This is a genomic window from Pseudalkalibacillus hwajinpoensis (assembly GCF_015234585.1).
In the GTDB taxonomy this organism is placed as follows: Bacteria; Bacillota; Bacilli; order Bacillales; family Guptibacillaceae; genus Guptibacillus; species Guptibacillus hwajinpoensis_B.
In genome coordinates this window covers 1,275,151-1,289,625 of record NZ_JADFCM010000008.1, presented here as the reverse complement: position 1 = coordinate 1,289,625, position 14,475 = coordinate 1,275,151, and the positions used below count along the sequence as shown (strand labels likewise).

General features: G+C 39.9%; 19 protein-coding genes. 3 read left to right on the top strand and 16 right to left on the bottom strand.

Features of this window, described 5'->3' with window-relative positions:
- Window positions 1-119 precede the first annotated feature (119 nt).
- On the bottom strand, window positions 120-1,607 hold the full coding sequence (locus IQ283_RS18360) for a DEAD/DEAH box helicase (protein WP_242057383.1): 1,488 nt from the start codon (window positions 1,605-1,607) through the stop codon (window positions 120-122).
- 212 nt (window positions 1,608-1,819) lie between these two features.
- A complete protein-coding gene (gene dat, locus IQ283_RS18355) occupies window positions 1,820-2,641 on the bottom strand; it encodes a D-amino-acid transaminase (protein ID WP_408962610.1) in 822 nt (273 codons plus the stop codon).
- 196 nt (window positions 2,642-2,837) lie between these two features.
- On the opposite strand from dat, the gene IQ283_RS18350 reads away from it, so the two are divergent.
- A complete protein-coding gene (locus IQ283_RS18350; protein WP_194221529.1) occupies window positions 2,838-3,389 on the top strand; it encodes a hypothetical protein in 552 nt (183 codons plus the stop codon).
- Window positions 3,390-3,483: 94 nt separating this feature from the next.
- Here IQ283_RS18350 and IQ283_RS18345 read toward each other — a convergent pair whose 3' ends face one another.
- Window positions 3,484-4,257: an SDR family NAD(P)-dependent oxidoreductase gene (locus tag IQ283_RS18345; protein ID WP_194221528.1), complete on the bottom strand. Its 774-nt coding sequence runs from the start codon at window positions 4,255-4,257 to the stop codon at window positions 3,484-3,486.
- A gap of 190 nt (window positions 4,258-4,447) precedes the next feature.
- On the opposite strand from IQ283_RS18345, the gene IQ283_RS18340 reads away from it, so the two are divergent.
- Window positions 4,448-5,335, top strand: coding sequence for a helix-turn-helix domain-containing protein (locus IQ283_RS18340; RefSeq protein WP_194221527.1), 888 nt, complete (start codon window positions 4,448-4,450; stop codon window positions 5,333-5,335).
- Here IQ283_RS18340 and IQ283_RS24465 read toward each other — a convergent pair whose 3' ends face one another.
- The 5 genes from IQ283_RS24465 to IQ283_RS18320 form a co-directional block, all read right to left on the bottom strand.
- Window positions 5,336-5,431, bottom strand: coding sequence for a putative holin-like toxin (locus IQ283_RS24465; protein WP_425589651.1), 96 nt, complete (start codon window positions 5,429-5,431; stop codon window positions 5,336-5,338). It lies immediately after the preceding gene.
- A 93-nt stretch (window positions 5,432-5,524) separates the two neighbouring features.
- Window positions 5,525-5,662, bottom strand: a complete 138-nt coding sequence (locus IQ283_RS18335) for a hypothetical protein (RefSeq protein WP_194221526.1) — start codon at window positions 5,660-5,662, stop codon at window positions 5,525-5,527.
- 138 nt (window positions 5,663-5,800) lie between these two features.
- Window positions 5,801-6,454, bottom strand: a complete 654-nt coding sequence (locus IQ283_RS18330) for a uracil-DNA glycosylase family protein (protein WP_194221525.1) — start codon at window positions 6,452-6,454, stop codon at window positions 5,801-5,803.
- Between the two features lie 16 nt (window positions 6,455-6,470).
- Window positions 6,471-7,298: an SGNH/GDSL hydrolase family protein gene (locus tag IQ283_RS18325; protein ID WP_194221524.1), complete on the bottom strand. Its 828-nt coding sequence runs from the start codon at window positions 7,296-7,298 to the stop codon at window positions 6,471-6,473.
- Between the two features lie 68 nt (window positions 7,299-7,366).
- Complete coding sequence (locus IQ283_RS18320; RefSeq protein ID WP_194221523.1) at window positions 7,367-8,293, bottom strand: SGNH/GDSL hydrolase family protein; 927 nt, start codon at window positions 8,291-8,293, stop codon at window positions 7,367-7,369.
- Window positions 8,294-8,486: 193 nt separating this feature from the next.
- On the opposite strand from IQ283_RS18320, the gene IQ283_RS18315 reads away from it, so the two are divergent.
- Window positions 8,487-8,777, top strand: a complete 291-nt coding sequence (locus IQ283_RS18315; protein WP_194221522.1) for a HesB/YadR/YfhF family protein — start codon at window positions 8,487-8,489, stop codon at window positions 8,775-8,777.
- A 42-nt stretch (window positions 8,778-8,819) separates the two neighbouring features.
- On the opposite strand, the gene IQ283_RS18310 is transcribed toward IQ283_RS18315, so the two are convergent.
- The 8 genes from IQ283_RS18310 to acnA form a co-directional block, all read right to left on the bottom strand.
- Window positions 8,820-9,128: a hypothetical protein gene (locus IQ283_RS18310; RefSeq protein WP_194221521.1), complete on the bottom strand. Its 309-nt coding sequence runs from the start codon at window positions 9,126-9,128 to the stop codon at window positions 8,820-8,822.
- Entirely contained in the window at window positions 9,128-9,568 is a 441-nt protein-coding gene (locus IQ283_RS18305; protein WP_194221520.1) for an acyl-CoA thioesterase, read from the bottom strand. Before IQ283_RS18305 ends, IQ283_RS18310 begins: the two co-directional genes overlap by 1 nt.
- A 113-nt stretch (window positions 9,569-9,681) precedes the next feature.
- Window positions 9,682-9,891 (bottom strand): small acid-soluble spore protein Tlp, encoded by a 210-nt coding sequence (locus tag IQ283_RS18300; protein WP_242057382.1) that lies wholly within the window; start codon window positions 9,889-9,891, stop codon window positions 9,682-9,684.
- Window positions 9,892-9,963: 72 nt separating this feature from the next.
- Entirely contained in the window at window positions 9,964-10,452 is a 489-nt protein-coding gene (locus IQ283_RS18295) for a hypothetical protein (protein WP_194221518.1), read from the bottom strand.
- 52 nt (window positions 10,453-10,504) lie between these two features.
- Window positions 10,505-11,029, bottom strand: a complete 525-nt coding sequence (locus IQ283_RS18290; RefSeq protein WP_194221517.1) for a hypothetical protein — start codon at window positions 11,027-11,029, stop codon at window positions 10,505-10,507.
- 137 nt (window positions 11,030-11,166) lie between these two features.
- Window positions 11,167-11,310, bottom strand: coding sequence for a small acid-soluble spore protein N (sspN, locus tag IQ283_RS18285; protein WP_098443515.1), 144 nt, complete (start codon window positions 11,308-11,310; stop codon window positions 11,167-11,169).
- 57 nt (window positions 11,311-11,367) lie between these two features.
- Window positions 11,368-11,496 (bottom strand): FbpB family small basic protein, encoded by a 129-nt coding sequence (locus IQ283_RS18280; RefSeq protein WP_194221516.1) that lies wholly within the window; start codon window positions 11,494-11,496, stop codon window positions 11,368-11,370.
- A 216-nt stretch (window positions 11,497-11,712) separates the two neighbouring features.
- Complete coding sequence (gene acnA / locus IQ283_RS18275) at window positions 11,713-14,424, bottom strand: aconitate hydratase AcnA (protein ID WP_194221515.1); 2,712 nt, start codon at window positions 14,422-14,424, stop codon at window positions 11,713-11,715.
- Window positions 14,425-14,475 lie beyond the last annotated feature (51 nt).

The following is a 14,475-nucleotide window of genomic DNA, read 5'->3' as shown; positions in this document are numbered from 1 at the left end:
ACACGGTAAAACCATCAATAAAAGAATATATGGCTACTATCAAAAGCCTAGCTTCCGTGGGGCAGTAGCAAAAATCCGCATAAAAAAAGCCGGGATTTCTCCCGACTTCTACATATATCTTATTTATTTCCTTTGTCGTTGAACTTACGACGCTTGTTAGCGCCACCGCTGTTGCGGTCTCCGCGATATCCGCCACCGCTTCCACCTTTACGGCCTCCGCGATCATTACTGCGGTTACGGTTGCGGTTTCCACCGCCACTGCCACCACGGCCATGAGCCTTTTTAGCACGAAGTGGTGCAATTTCAGTAATTTTAACCGGAGTTGTATCCGGCTCTTTTGTTAGCAACTTAAGAGCTGCAGAAAGAAGCGTTACTGAATCGTGATCATCGAGAAGTTGTTCAGCTGATGAACGGTATACTGAGTGATCCTGCTCTTCAATTGTGCTTTGAAGCTGTTGAATCGCCATTTGCTGCTGGCCTTCCATTGCTTCAGCAAAGCTTGGGATCGTACGTTTTTGCATAGACTTCTTCGTAATTTTCTCAATCACTTTAAGGTGATCGTACTCACGTGGAGTAATAAACGTCGAAGCAAGACCTGACTTACCTGCACGGCCAGTACGACCGATTCTGTGAACGTAGCTTTCAGGATCTTGAGGAATGTCAAAGTTATAAACGTGTGTAACACCACTGATGTCTAGACCACGTGCAGCAACGTCTGTCGCTACCATGATATCGATTGTGCTGTCTTTAAACTGTTTAATAACCTGATCACGTTTACCCTGTGGAAGGTCACCATGAATTCCTTCAGCCATATATCCACGTTTCTTAAGACCTTCAGATACTTCATCAACGCGTTTCTTAGTTCTTGCAAATACAATTGCAAGCTCAGGAGACTGAGTATCAAGAAGGCGACAAAGAATATCGAATTTCTTAGAATCACGAACTTCATAGTAATGCTGTTCAATTGATGGAACAGTCATTTCTTTTGATTTCGTTCTAACTGTTTCAGGGTTGCTCATGAATTTCTCTGCAAGAATCGCGATACGTTTCGGCATTGTAGCAGAGAACAGAAGCGTTTGACGCTTGTCTGGAACACCTTTAAGAATTTTCTCGATATCTTCAATGAAGCCCATGTTAAGCATTTCATCTGCTTCATCAAGGACAACAAAAGATACTTCTTGAAGACGGATTGTTTTACGTTCCATATGGTCGATAAGACGCCCTGGAGTCGCAACAACTAGTTGAGGTCTCTTTTTAAGTGCTTTGATTTGGTGAACGATGCTTTGTCCACCATATATAGGAAGGGCACGCACGCCTTTTGCTTGACCAATACGGTTCAATTCTTCTGCAACCTGTACAGCAAGCTCACGTGTTGGCGCAAGAATGATTCCCTGTACATGAGATAGAGAAGTGTCGATCTTTTCAATCATTGGGATACCAAAAGCAGCCGTTTTACCAGTACCAGTTTGAGCCTGACCGATAACGTCTTTGCCTTCAAGCGCTAGAGGAATCGTACCTGCTTGAATTGGTGTTGTTTCTTCGAATCCCATTTGATTAACTGCTTCTAGCAGCGTATTACTTAAACCTAGATCTTGAAATTTTTTCAACTTTTAAAAACTCCTTTTTACTTTTAAAATGCATTAAATGCTATAGACGGGAGAAAAATCTCCTGATAGTGTTCAAAAAAAGCATTTCCCTAATGTTGGAAAACGCTCGGAACAAGCAACTCTTCTTTCACATATAGCCAAAGATAACAGTACCATTAATATGCGCAAATTTCAACTGCGCACACTAAAAATATTTTAACAACACCTTCTTGTTATGACAAACGACTAGCAAACTTAGCATGAAGGGATGAGGTTATCTCACCCTCTTTTCCATTCCCAATCTGCCGGCCATCCACCTCAACAATTGGTCTTGCTTCTTGGGTTGTACTAGAAATGAAAACTTCATCACTTTCAAGCAGCTCCTGCTTTGTAAACGCTTCTTCCTTTATTTGAATACCTAGTTCAGAAGCAACCGAAAGGATAACTCGTCTCGTAATCCCATCTAAAATAAAGTTGTTTGCTGGATGAGTATAAAGGATGTTATTTTTCACTATAAACACATTCGTAGAACTTCCTTCAGTTACCAAGTCGCCACGATGAAAAATCGCTTCGTCAACGTTCTGCTCCGTTGCAGATTGTTTAGCCAATACATTCCCAAGTAAATTCAAGCTTTTAATATCACATCTTAACCATCTAATATCTTCCATAAAAATCGCTTGACCTGGTGCGCGTGATGGTTCTTTCTCATATTCTTTCGTATAAGCGACAAGCACAGGTTCTGATTTTGCTGGGAAGGGATGATTTCGTGGAGCTACGCCTCGTGTTACTTGCATGTAGACGTGCCCGCTATGTACGCGATTAGCAGCCACAAGCTGCTCGATTTTCTCCTGGATTTCTTTTTGAGTAAACGGTAAAGAAATCTTGATCTCGCTCGCGCTTCGTTCTAAACGTTCCAGGTGAGCATCCAACTCAAAAAAGCTTCCGTTATAAATACGGATTACTTCATAAACACCATCTCCAAATTGATAACCACGATCTTCAATATCAATGGTTGCCTGCTCTCTTGTAATCAAATCCTGATTAAATAAAATCAATACGCTCACTCCTACCTTCTATTTTCTCCTTCTCTACCTTAACATATTTTAAGTACTGACTATGAACGCATTTATCTGAATAGTTTTACTTATTACATTTTATGCCAAATAGTAGTTTAGTAGTTTACAAAACCTTCCTAATAAACTAAAATTTGTACTCGTAAGATGATTTTTCTAAAAATTAGGAGGGTTTTGAATGAAAAGATTTTTACCTCTCGTGATGCTGCTGTTTGTATTTGTAGCTGCTTGTAGTAACAATGGTGCTTCAAATGAGAACGATTCTAACGCTACTACTAATTCCGAAAGCTCAGAAGAAACAAGCAGTGCAAATGAATCAGATGTAAAAAGTGATCTGCTCGATTTTCAATTGAACTTAATTCAAACTGTAAACAAAAGCGATTCACCAATTTATGAATTTGAAGCAGCTAAAGTCGCTGAAGAAAAGCCTTCTGATGAAGAGCTTGCAACGATGAAGTCTGATGCAGAATCAGCTGCAAAGACCGTTGCTGAAGATGTGCGTGCAATAGAAATTCCTGCTGAACTTGAAACGTACAAGAGTGATATTGAAGCTGCTTTAGAAGAGCTAGCAAAATCATATGAAACAAGAGCAGCGAATCTTTCGGATGACCCGGAAGCAACGTATGAAGAATCAGACGCTCAATTCGCTTCTTTCGAAGAAAAAATGGCTACTGTCTACGAAGATGCTGGACTGACAGCTCCTAGTTTCTCAGCTGACTTAGTCGATTAATCGGAAAAACCGTTACGTATTGTAACGGTTTTTTTATTAGCTATGTGCGAGAATCCTTCAAAACATAACCATTATTCACGAACAATACTTTTAATTAGAATCCATAAACCGTCATCCCACCGTCTACGAACAACGTTTGTCCTGTTATGTAGTTTGCAGCTTCAGAGGATAAGAACACAGCTGCCCCGACGAGATCTTTTAGTTCACCTACTCTGTTCATTGGCGTTCGATCAAGGATCTCCTTAAGATATTGTTTGTCTTCTAATAATTTTTCCGTAAGTGGCGTCTTAAAATACCACGGTCCAATCGCATTTACGGAGATACCATCCTCTGCCCATTCAAGCGCAAGGTTTTTGGTCATTTGAATCATTCCTGCTTTCGTAGCTGCATAGACGACCCCCGTCCTTAGAGCCATGTGACCGCCTACTGAAGAGATATTAATCATTTTCCCTCCACCATTTTCTTTCATCACTTCAGCACACTTTTGCGACATAAAAAAAGCGCCTTGCAAGTTAGTTTGAAAGATTTGCATCCATTCTTGTTCAGTCACTTCACTTGCTCTCGAACGAATGTTCATCCCAGCATTATTGATCAGTACATCAATTTTCCCTGCTTCGTTTTTAATTTGTCGGACCGCTTGTTCGATTTCATTATATTGTGTTATATCAGCTTGAATTGGGTATGCATTTCTTCCGACATCACGAATAAAGCCTGCCGTTTCTTTGAGATCAGCTTCTGTGCGAGCAATAATGGCAACGTCCGCTCCTGCTTCTGCCGCTCCGATAGCTAGTGCTCTACCTATCCCCTTCCCTGCTCCAGTAACAACGACAACTTGATTCGATAAATGAAATGATGGTAAGTAAGTCAATCAATTTCCTCCTTTAATAAATACCCATTTGACGAAGAATTACATTAAATAGGTTTCTCTAAAAAATAGAAAACTCCTGCATCTTATATGTTCACATAATAAAATTATAGTAATCTTTCACGTCATTTAGAAAAATATGTATAGGAAACAAACATCCATGATACAATTGGATAAAAAAGGGGGATTGCAGGTGCGTCAGGATACACTCGGATATGCGATGCGTGAACTTCGATTGTACCTTGGACTCTCACAGGCCGATTTATCGGAAGGCATCTGTACACAGGCATTAATTAGTCAAATTGAAAATAATGATGTCTCACCATCTGCAGAATTACTGTACCAACTTGCTTCCAGACTCGGTGTTGATATTAATTACTTTTTTCATATGAAGGAAACCCCTCGACTTGATTACGTTAATGAAGTGATCCGACAAGTCAGAAGGCACATTAAGCGACGTGAGTATAGTGAAGTAGCTGATATTCTTGAAGCAGAAGAATCGAACCCCCTTTTCCGAGCAATCAAAAACGAGCAGTTTTATCTCTGGCATAAAGCTATTTGTACGTATTATCTTGAACATAATGCCTCTACTGCCCTTCTACTTCTCCATGAAGCCCTTCATCTTACTACGACAACGTCTAAAAATTTTTCGGAACGTGAAATCGAAATTTTAATTAGTATGGCCATTTTGCATAGTGAGGAAAAAGAGTGGGAATGTGCTCTGCCGTTATTTCATAAAGCTCTTTATCACGTTCGCTTTTTCCCCATTATTAAGGACGAAACGATCGAAATTCGCCTTTATTATAATTACTCAAAAGCGCTATCCACCTGCAGAAACTATGAGAAAGCTCTCTCGATTGCTAGGGAAGGATTTCTGCTTTGCAGGGAGAAGCAGCGCCTCTATCTTTTTGGCGAACTTAGTTACCAGTGCGGTAAGCTCCATTATTTGCTTGGGAATCAAGAGCTGGCAATTGAATATCTGAAGACAGCATCTACGATCTTTGAACTTGACCAAAATAATAACTTTAAAACTCATGTTGAGAATTATGCTAAAAAAATAGGTATTGTTCACGAAGCCTAACTATTTATGCTTTGTTTTCTCGATTAAGATGACAATAAAATTGAAGAGAGACACGAAGAACAGGCCAGCCGTGATAAACAATGTGAGTTCTTCCATTGTACGTCCTCCTTTCAAAGAGGTTAAGGGCTATTCATTCGACAAATGATAACTTGGAAAGATACCAACACACTTCAGACCCCTTTTCTTTAATTAATGACAATAAGGTAAATCTTCATCTTGCACCACATAAGCAGAGGCCTGTACCATTTGTGATGAATCATTTGGTGCGATCGCGTACCCACTCACTACAACGAGAGACAGAAGAAGTAAAGCTGCCCATTTCTTCATTTTGTCACCCCTCCCTTCATTACATTTATATTACAACGCATCCAATATTTATGCATTTGCTATATGTGCTTCTCTACTAAATGCCAAAAGCCCCGTTCTCAAGAGAACGGGGCTTTTGGGTGAATCAAATAAACATTCTTATATTTTATGACGATTGAATTCATCTAATACATTGTTAATCGCATCCTGGTAACGTTCGCGACTCCAAGAATTATAAGAAGGATGAGGAACATCCATTATGACCGTCCATTTTTCACTTGAAACATTAGCTAGCTGAAAGAACTTTTGAGCAAATCGTCCACAAGGAATGATCGTCAGTTCTCGATCAGAAATCGCCTTCAGTCGATTTCTAAACTTTTCTAATATAAGCTGCTGCACAGCTAGTAACTCATTATCTTTAAAAGGAGTCTTTTGATTAGATGTGCGGATTTTACTTAAGTGTTCAAGTAATTCACTGTTAGCATTTCGATCACTCTCAGCATATGGTTTCGATTGCATCGGAATATTGCATACGTTAAGCAATCCCACAACGTCAAGCGATGGCCTTTCCATACTTTCTTCCTGATGTTTCTTCAGCAAGAGGCCGAGTGGATGTGAATACTCCGGACCAAATAGCTTTTTTGACATTGTAGCTCCTGAAGGTCCTGCGACCGGCACACCATTTTTCACTTCAGAAACGTGAGGAGACTCTAGTATGAAGATGAGCTTTGATTTTGGTGTCATCACTTCCGACACTTCGTACTGTTGAGCGAGGGCTACGTATTGCTGTTCAAACTTTTCTACCGTATCCATAAATGGTTCCCTACCTTTATTGATTAAATGCCACATTGTTTTCTTCTAAATAAGAGACAATCCGATCCCCCATTAAATGATACCCATCTTCATTTGGATGAAAGGCATCTTCATATAGAAGGTTCTCATCACTCTCAAGGAAGAGATCGGCAACTGGAACAAATGTAACTTCAGGATAATTTGAAACAGTTAATTGGCTACCATCATTCCAATCGTCTACAATTTCATTCATTTCTGGAATATCCCCAAAAGCTTTTGAGAACGGATTGAATAAACCTGTAAAATAAATTGGTGCATCACCATTTAAACTTCTAAGCTTATCTAATATCGTCGTCAAATTTTCTAAATAAATCTTTTCTTGAAGAGAAAAATATTGTTGATCAAGATTCATGAAATGATTTTTAACAACACCAAACAAATCATTTCCACCGATCGTTAAGAAGATATAATCCGCTTTTTTGACACCGTTTTGGACTTCATTCTCTTCTAACCTTTTTATGAGATCTTCCGTTTCACTACCAGTTATCGCATAGTTATCTAGTGTAACCTTTGCATTCTGTTCATTTTCAAAATAATAATCACTTACGTAACCGATATATCCCTTTTTTTCTTGGTCACCGACGCCTTTTGTTAAGGAATCACCAAGACCAACAATCCGCACATTATCTGGTACTTTCTGAGGAATGGGTTCTTCATCATGAAAGGTTTCCTTTATTTCATCACTCACAGGGAGTGAGTCCGTTAGCTCTGGATCATCCTTAAAATAGACATAGGTTAAGGCGCCCGCTCCCACAAATACTAGGAGCATTAACGAGATGAGGATTAGCTTCATAAATCGATTCATTGTCATTTTCCTTTACTCTAACGATTGTACCTATTATTCTATCAAACGGAAGTTCACTCGTATATGAACTATTCAAATGGGATTTCTTCTACTAACTCATCCTGCTTCAACCGATATTGAATCTGCCTCGCCATCAGTTCGTATCCTTGATCATTTGGATGAAAGCCATCATCAAAAAACAAGTTTTCATCTACAGAATTAAACAATTCATACACTGGTACAAAGGTTGTGTCATCATCTTTAAGGACCGTATCTTCACTTGCCCCATTCCACCTTTGCACAATTTGATCAATTTCCGTTACCGATTGAAAATTCTCTAATAGAGGATTATAAAGACCAATAAATAAAATCGGCGCGTCGGAATTAATACTTCTAATTCGTTTCATAATGGCACTTAGACGTTCTACATAGTTTGTTTGTTCTTGTTGAAAAACGTCCATTTGTAAATCTAGAAAATGTTCTTTCACAACTTTCATTAGATCATTTCCACCAATACTCATGACGATCACATCTGCTTCTGAAAGGGAATCCTGCACATCATCTTCGTTTAACATCTTATATAATTTTGGCGTCTGCCTTCCATGAACAGCATAGTTCTCTACAAGTACAGACGTATCTGTTTCATTCTTTATATTAGCAGCAAGTCGACCAATGTACCCTTGCCCTGTTGAGTCACCGCTACCCTTCGTCAGTGAGTCGCCCAATCCCACCATTCTTATATCGGGATCTTCAGGCTGTGCTACTTCTTCAGGTTTTGATGAATCTGGCTTTTCTTTAGAGACTTCTGGTACTATATCCGTTTTCTCTCGATCATTTTTATTCGCGATCGATGAGATGACCGTTTCATTCGGCGCTTCATTCATAACCATCATGGATGCTGCTTGCTTTATTTCATTCAAACGCTGACTACGGTGTTCCATTATTGGTTTAACACTGAGTAAAATACCCGCAGCAAGAATGAGGAATAAAAACAGCCATATTCTCTGTTTTTTCATTCCAAAAACCTCCTCATTACACTTCCTTTTATACCCTTATTCTATGCTGATGTAACGTAAATTACGAGATGGTTTACATATTTAAGTGGGTTTATTGCCATTATTTCGCTTTATAACCTTTTTCTTTTTGCAAGTTGGCGCTACTTCTTTATAATAGTATGAGAAGACTCGTACGGCAAAGGAGGAAATACACTTGAAAATGACAATTACAAAACCCGCTTTGAACTGGTTTAAACGAGAAATGGATCTTGAAAAAGGTGACAACCTCCGCTTTTTTGTACGTGTAGGTGGATGCAGCACTGTTCAAGATGGCTTTTCCCTTGGTATGACTGTGGAAGAACCAACGGAACCTACTCTTACATTTGAAGAAGAAGGCATTACCTTTTTTGTAGAACAAAAAGATATCTGGTTCTTTGAGGATCAGGATTTCGCCGTGAAATTCAGCCGAAAAAAAGAGGAAATAGAATTTGTGCACGGAAATTGATTGAGAAAAACGCGAAAGCGAGAAGCTTTCGCGTTTTTTATTTCACTTTTTTGTTAATCTAAATCGGTGAATGTGCGCTGCAAGACCCTCAGCTTCAAGAATACGGATCTGATCATCCCCCAACAGGTCAAAGTGCGGAAATTCTTCACGGTCATGCATCCATTCTCTTTTTAAACCATACTGTTCTCCCCATCGGGCAAGCTTTTCTTTATTACGACACCCTGCTTTCGTCACAGAGTGAAACTGTGGAAAGCGAGGATCATACCAAAAATGAGTCAATAAAGCGACCTCTCCGTTCGAAACGGCTGCCTTCCATTCTGCTAGCTCTCGCTTCGACAGACCAAAAGCCATTATTCTGCTCCAGTAGAAACAGATTTTTTCTTCGCTTGTTCATACGCCTGATGCCATTCCGGAAATTTTCGACGTATTGAGACAGGGCGGAACGTATCTTGCTTTACACACGTATGCATCGATTCGCCCGTAACGCAAATCTCGCCCTCTCCGTTTATGACTTCATAGCCATAATTCACACGAAGCCCATCATAATGCTCGACCCAGGTTCTTACATTCACTTCATCCCCATACCTGACAGGTCGTTTGTAGCTTGCTTTAATATCTACAACGGGAGATAGAATCCCCTCTTTTTCCATATCAGCATAACGAAATCCTAAATCATTGATTAGCGACGTTCGTCCAAGCTCAAACCAGATGAGATAGTTGGCATGATATACGACTCCCATTTGATCTGTTTCAGCGTATCGAACATCAATAGACGTAGTTGCTATGTACATAATCTTTCCTCTCCTAACTTCAACGTGGTGTCTATGTTATTTTACCATAATCCACTCATGAAGCATGAATGAGAAGAACTGAGTGACTTATTGTCACTCAGTTCTTTAAACCGCTATTGCTTTGTTTCGTCTTTCACTTCATTTTCCAGCGCCTGAATACTGTGTTTTCGGCGCTGATTTTTATCTTGAATAGCTTTTTTCTGCAAATCGCTATCCGTAAATTCTAACGACGCTTCAGAATCATGAATATTCTCTTTCGTATCCTGAATTATTTTAGATAATTTCTCTGCATTATCGCTGCGATCGTCTCGTTTAGATACCATCATAAGCCCTCCCGTATTAAGTAGGTACGAGCTTATTATGACTAATCATCTTAATAGGTATTCATGTTTCAATTAAGATTGAAGGCTTTTTGGAAGCGCCCCTTCTAACTTGCCTTCATAGTACAACATATCTTTGCGCACTTCTGCACTACATCCATTGGAAAGCAAAATGTTCTCAGCCGCAGTAAATACCTGTTTCAACATTCTGATCCCCATTCGATAGTCTACGACAACATTGCTCTGAATTCGGTCCTCGTATGAAGATAGCTCGACGAGAAGCCGGTACGTACACTCTAATAATTGTATCGGAACATCGTTTGGTGAATGATTGCCTCCCTCATCTAAAAACGATTGAAATTCACGGTCGTCTTCATCACACATCAGAAAGAAAGTACCTGGTACGTCATGTAATTCGTGGTCAATATCAGAAATCGTAAGACTCATAACAGCAAGCCTGGCAGCGAAACCACCTATAATGGATGCAGTCCCACACCCATAAGGTGGTCCAGATTCCTCAAGCATGCGGTATATATCACTGCCTAACCTATCTTTTTTATCCACTACTATCACCCCTCTTATATGGCCATACCCTTTCTTCCTTTACTAAAATCTTCTAAATGGCTTCTTCAAAAATAATCGGACTCATATAGTTGACGCTTTTTCTAGAGATCTCTATCAAATTCTGCCAGTACTCTTTCACACTTTCCTGATGATCTCCTTGATCAAAACTAATTTGGAGCCATGATAATTCCTCAAGAAGCCTTACAGAAGAACCAATCCAGATCTTTCTACCTTCTATTTGAATGACAAAAGGCTCATCAAATCGAAAAGGAAGATAAATTCCAGATTGATTTGGGTGAAGAATAAGGTGCTGAAAAATCGTCCCTTTGAAAAGACGCGCGTAAATAAGAAGTACGCGATCGTTTTTAGCAGCGGCTTTTTTTAATTTTTGAAGGGTTTGTGCTTCACCTAACTCAAGGCTCGCAATTGTGCGACTCCAATTTAATTCTTCCCGATATGGCACAAGATAGCCCATTTGCTGCATTTTGATTTCAAGCTCTTTTACAAGAAGCTCTTTGTTTGGTTCTTCTTCAGACCCCATCACTGAAATGGGTTCAATCCTTGCTGTAATTGTCATAATGTTCCCCCCGAAAACGTTTGTCTCCTAATCTTTCGTCATCTCTCCATACTTTTGGACAACTTTACAAGAAATGAAAAGAAGTTGTTAAAATTGAAATAAACCAGAAAGAGTTTTCCTTTCTGGTCGTCATCAGCCTATTTCCCTTTTGGAGGGGCGTAGTCCGGTTCAGCGTTGCCTTTTGTTTGCATTTGTTTCCCTTTGTTCCCTTCAGCTTCTGGATTGACAGAAGCGAGGTGATTTGGCTTAAAAGATTTTGGGAATTTCTTTGGATTACTCATTTGTATCTCCTCCTTTAGGTAATAGGCTGTGCAACTAAAAGAGAAATATCTATACCATTACAAATTTTTTGCGTGCTTTTGCTCAAATTTGTCTTCAATACGTTCAATCGCTTGTTTATCATTCATTAATTCGAGCTTATTTTGCATAACAAGTTCTTTGAAAGAAACTTTTTTAGATTTCCTCATGTTAGTCTCCTTTCCTCTTCAACAGTATTTAAAACCATTATTCCCGATTTATCAAAACTTATTACAAAAATCCGATTTTTTTGTTTATTATATTGGCTATTGCTAATGAACGTTGCTATATTCGCCTCATTTACGCTATGTCGTTATCATTTTAGCTATGATGTCAACAAATTAAACCACAATAAAAAAGGATGGCAAGAGCCATCCTTTTCTAAATTAATTTGCAATTTTGTCGCGAAGAACCATTTGAAGAATACCGCCGTGGCGATAGTAGTCAATTTCAACTTCACTATCGAAACGAGCAAGTACTTTAAATGTTTGCGTTTCGCCTTCTGGAGATGTTGCCGTTACGTTAATTTCATCACGTGGTTTCACGTTTTCTGTGATTTCAACAGCAAACGTTTCTTTACCAGTAAGGTTATACGTATCTGCAGTTTCGCCATCTCTAAATTGAAGCGGAAGCACACCCATCAATACAAGGTTACTACGGTGAATTCTTTCGTAGCTTTCTGCAATAACCGTTTTAATACCAAGAAGGTTTGTTCCTTTGGCAGCCCAGTCGCGTGAGCTTCCCATGCCGTAGTCTTTACCAGCAAGAACAACTAGACCTGTTCCTTCTTCTTTGTATTTCATTGCCGCATCATAAATTGGCATAACTTCATCCGTGTTCCAGAATGTTGTCCAGCCGCCTTCAGTGCCTGGAGCTACTTCGTTACGAATACGAATGTTACCAAACGTACCGCGCATCATAACTTCGTGGTTACCACGACGTGATCCGTAAGAGTTAAAGTCAATTGGACGAACGCCGTTATTTTGTAGATATTGCCCTGCAGGCATATCTTTAGCAATCGCACCAGCTGGTGAAATGTGGTCCGTAGTAACGGAATCGCCAAACTTCGCGATCGCTCTAAGGTCTTTAAGTTCGTGAATGTCTTCAGGATCTTTAGAAAGATTCTCGAAGAATGGAGGGTTCTGAATATAAGTAGACTCATCGTCCCAGTTATAAAGATCTCCTTCACTAGTGCTTAGTTCGTTCCAGCGTTTGTTTTCGTCGAATACTGTTTTGTACTGACGCTTAAACATTTCTGGTGTTACTGTTTCAGCAACGGCTTGCTTGATTTCTTCTGCTGATGGCCATAGATCTTTCAAGAATATATCGTTGCCGTCTTTGTCTTTACCGAATGAATCTGAATGAAGATCAAAGTCTACTGTTCCAGCAAGAGCATAAGCAACGACAAGCGGTGGTGAAGCAAGATAGTTGGCTTTTACTAGTGGGTGGATACGTCCTTCAAAGTTACGGTTACCTGAAAGTACAGAAGTCACCGTAAGATCGCTCTTCGCAATCGCATCTTCAATCTCTTCTTTAAGTGGACCTGAGTTACCGATACAAGTTGTACAGCCATAACCAACCAGGTGGAAACCAAGGTCTCTAAGGTAAGGCATAAGTCCAGACTTATCAAGATAGTCTGTTACAACTTTTGATCCTGGAGCAAGGCTAGTTTTCACGTATTCAGGAACTTGTAGTCCTTTTTCAACAGCTTTCTTCGCAAGAAGAGCCGCACCAAGCATAACGGAAGGGTTTGAAGTATTTGTACAGCTTGTAATCGCTGCGATTGCAACTGCACCTGTTTTCATCGTTACTTCTTTTCCATCGTTAAATTTAACAACAGCTTCCTTGTCGAATTCTTTCTTATCCATACCTAGACCCTGGTTACCTTGAGGAGCAACGACTGCTTTATTGAATTCTTTTTTCATATCGGAAAGAAGAATTAAATCTTGTGGACGCTTAGGACCAGCAAGACTTGGCTCTACAGTTCCAAGATCAAGTTCAACTACGCTTGAGAATTCAGGATCTTCTGATTCTGGCGTGTAGAACAATCCATTAGCAATTGAGTATTCACGCACAAGGTTAATATGCTCTTCTGAGCGACCAGTTAGGCGCATGTATTCAAGCGCTTCTTCATCAACTGGGAAAAAGCTACATGTAGAACCTTGTTCTGGTGCCATATTGGAAATTGTTGCACGGTCAGCAAGCGGCATGCCTGATAGCCCTGGTCCGAAGAACTCAACAAATTTCCCAACAACTTTTTTCTCACGAAGAAGCTGAGTCACTTTTAGCGCAAGATCCGTTGCTGTTGTTCCGCTTGGGAGTTCTCCAGTAAGCTTCACACCGATTACTTCAGGAACCGGGAAGTAAGAAGGCTGACCAAGCATTCCAGCTTCAGCTTCAATACCACCTACACCCCATCCAAGTACGCCAAGACCGTTGATCATGGTTGTATGGGAGTCAGTTCCGAATAATGTATCTGGATAGGCAACATTCTCGCCATCAACAGTATTTTCTTGAACAACGTTCGCAACGTACTCAAGGTTTACCTGGTGAACGATACCAGTTGCCGGTGGAACGGCACGATAGTTATCAAATGCATCTTGAGCCCATTTAAGGAACTTATAACGCTCAAGGTTACGTTCAAATTCTTTATTCATATTAAATTCAAGTGCATCCTCAGATGCATATTTATCAACCTGTACGGAGTGGTCAATAACAAGATCAACTGGGATTTCAGGGTTGATTTTGTCAGGGTCCCCGCCGATATCAGCCATTGCTTTACGAAGTGACGCAAGGTCAACAACAGCAGGTACGCCTGTAAAATCTTGAAGAATGACACGTGAAGGTTTAAATGGTACGTCAATATCTTTGTTTTGCTCGCTAGTTCCCCATTTAGCGAGGTTTTCAATATGCTCTTCTTTAATGACTTTACCGTCATACTGACGTAATACGGATTCGAGCAAAATTTTGATCGTATAAGGGAGCTTGCTTACCTTAGCGATGCCTGCTTCTTCTAGCGCCTGAAGACGATAGAAGGAATATGATTTACCATTGGCATCAAATGTTGCTTTGGAATTATAAAGTTCGTGATTTGCCATATGTAGTTCCCTCCTCCAAATTGCATAACAAAGCGGATGTCGAAAAAACGT

Coding starts and splice junctions, on each gene's coding strand:
- IQ283_RS18300 (WP_242057382.1), bottom strand. CDS start 9,891: ATGGTATCTAAACGAGACGATCGCAGCGATAATGCAGAGAAATTATCT.
- IQ283_RS18325 (WP_194221524.1), bottom strand. CDS start 7,298: ATGAATCGATTTATGAAGCTAATCCTCATCTCGTTAATGCTCCTAGTA.
- IQ283_RS18310 (WP_194221521.1), bottom strand. CDS start 9,128: ATGGCTTTTGGTCTGTCGAAGCGAGAGCTAGCAGAATGGAAGGCAGCC.
- IQ283_RS18290 (WP_194221517.1), bottom strand. CDS start 11,029: ATGACAATTACAGCAAGGATTGAACCCATTTCAGTGATGGGGTCTGAA.
- sspN (WP_098443515.1), bottom strand. CDS start 11,310: ATGAGTAATCCAAAGAAATTCCCAAAATCTTTTAAGCCAAATCACCTC.
- IQ283_RS24465 (WP_425589651.1), bottom strand. CDS start 5,431: ATGGAAGAACTCACATTGTTTATCACGGCTGGCCTGTTCTTCGTGTCT.
- IQ283_RS18320 (WP_194221523.1), bottom strand. CDS start 8,293: ATGAAAAAACAGAGAATATGGCTGTTTTTATTCCTCATTCTTGCTGCG.
- IQ283_RS18305 (WP_194221520.1), bottom strand. CDS start 9,568: ATGTACATAGCAACTACGTCTATTGATGTTCGATACGCTGAAACAGAT.
- IQ283_RS18350 (WP_194221529.1), top strand. CDS start 2,838: ATGAAAAGATTTTTACCTCTCGTGATGCTGCTGTTTGTATTTGTAGCT.
- acnA (WP_194221515.1), bottom strand. CDS start 14,424: ATGGCAAATCACGAACTTTATAATTCCAAAGCAACATTTGATGCCAAT.
- IQ283_RS18335 (WP_194221526.1), bottom strand. CDS start 5,662: ATGAAGAAATGGGCAGCTTTACTTCTTCTGTCTCTCGTTGTAGTGAGT.
- IQ283_RS18330 (WP_194221525.1), bottom strand. CDS start 6,454: ATGGATACGGTAGAAAAGTTTGAACAGCAATACGTAGCCCTCGCTCAA.
- IQ283_RS18280 (WP_194221516.1), bottom strand. CDS start 11,496: ATGAGGAAATCTAAAAAAGTTTCTTTCAAAGAACTTGTTATGCAAAAT.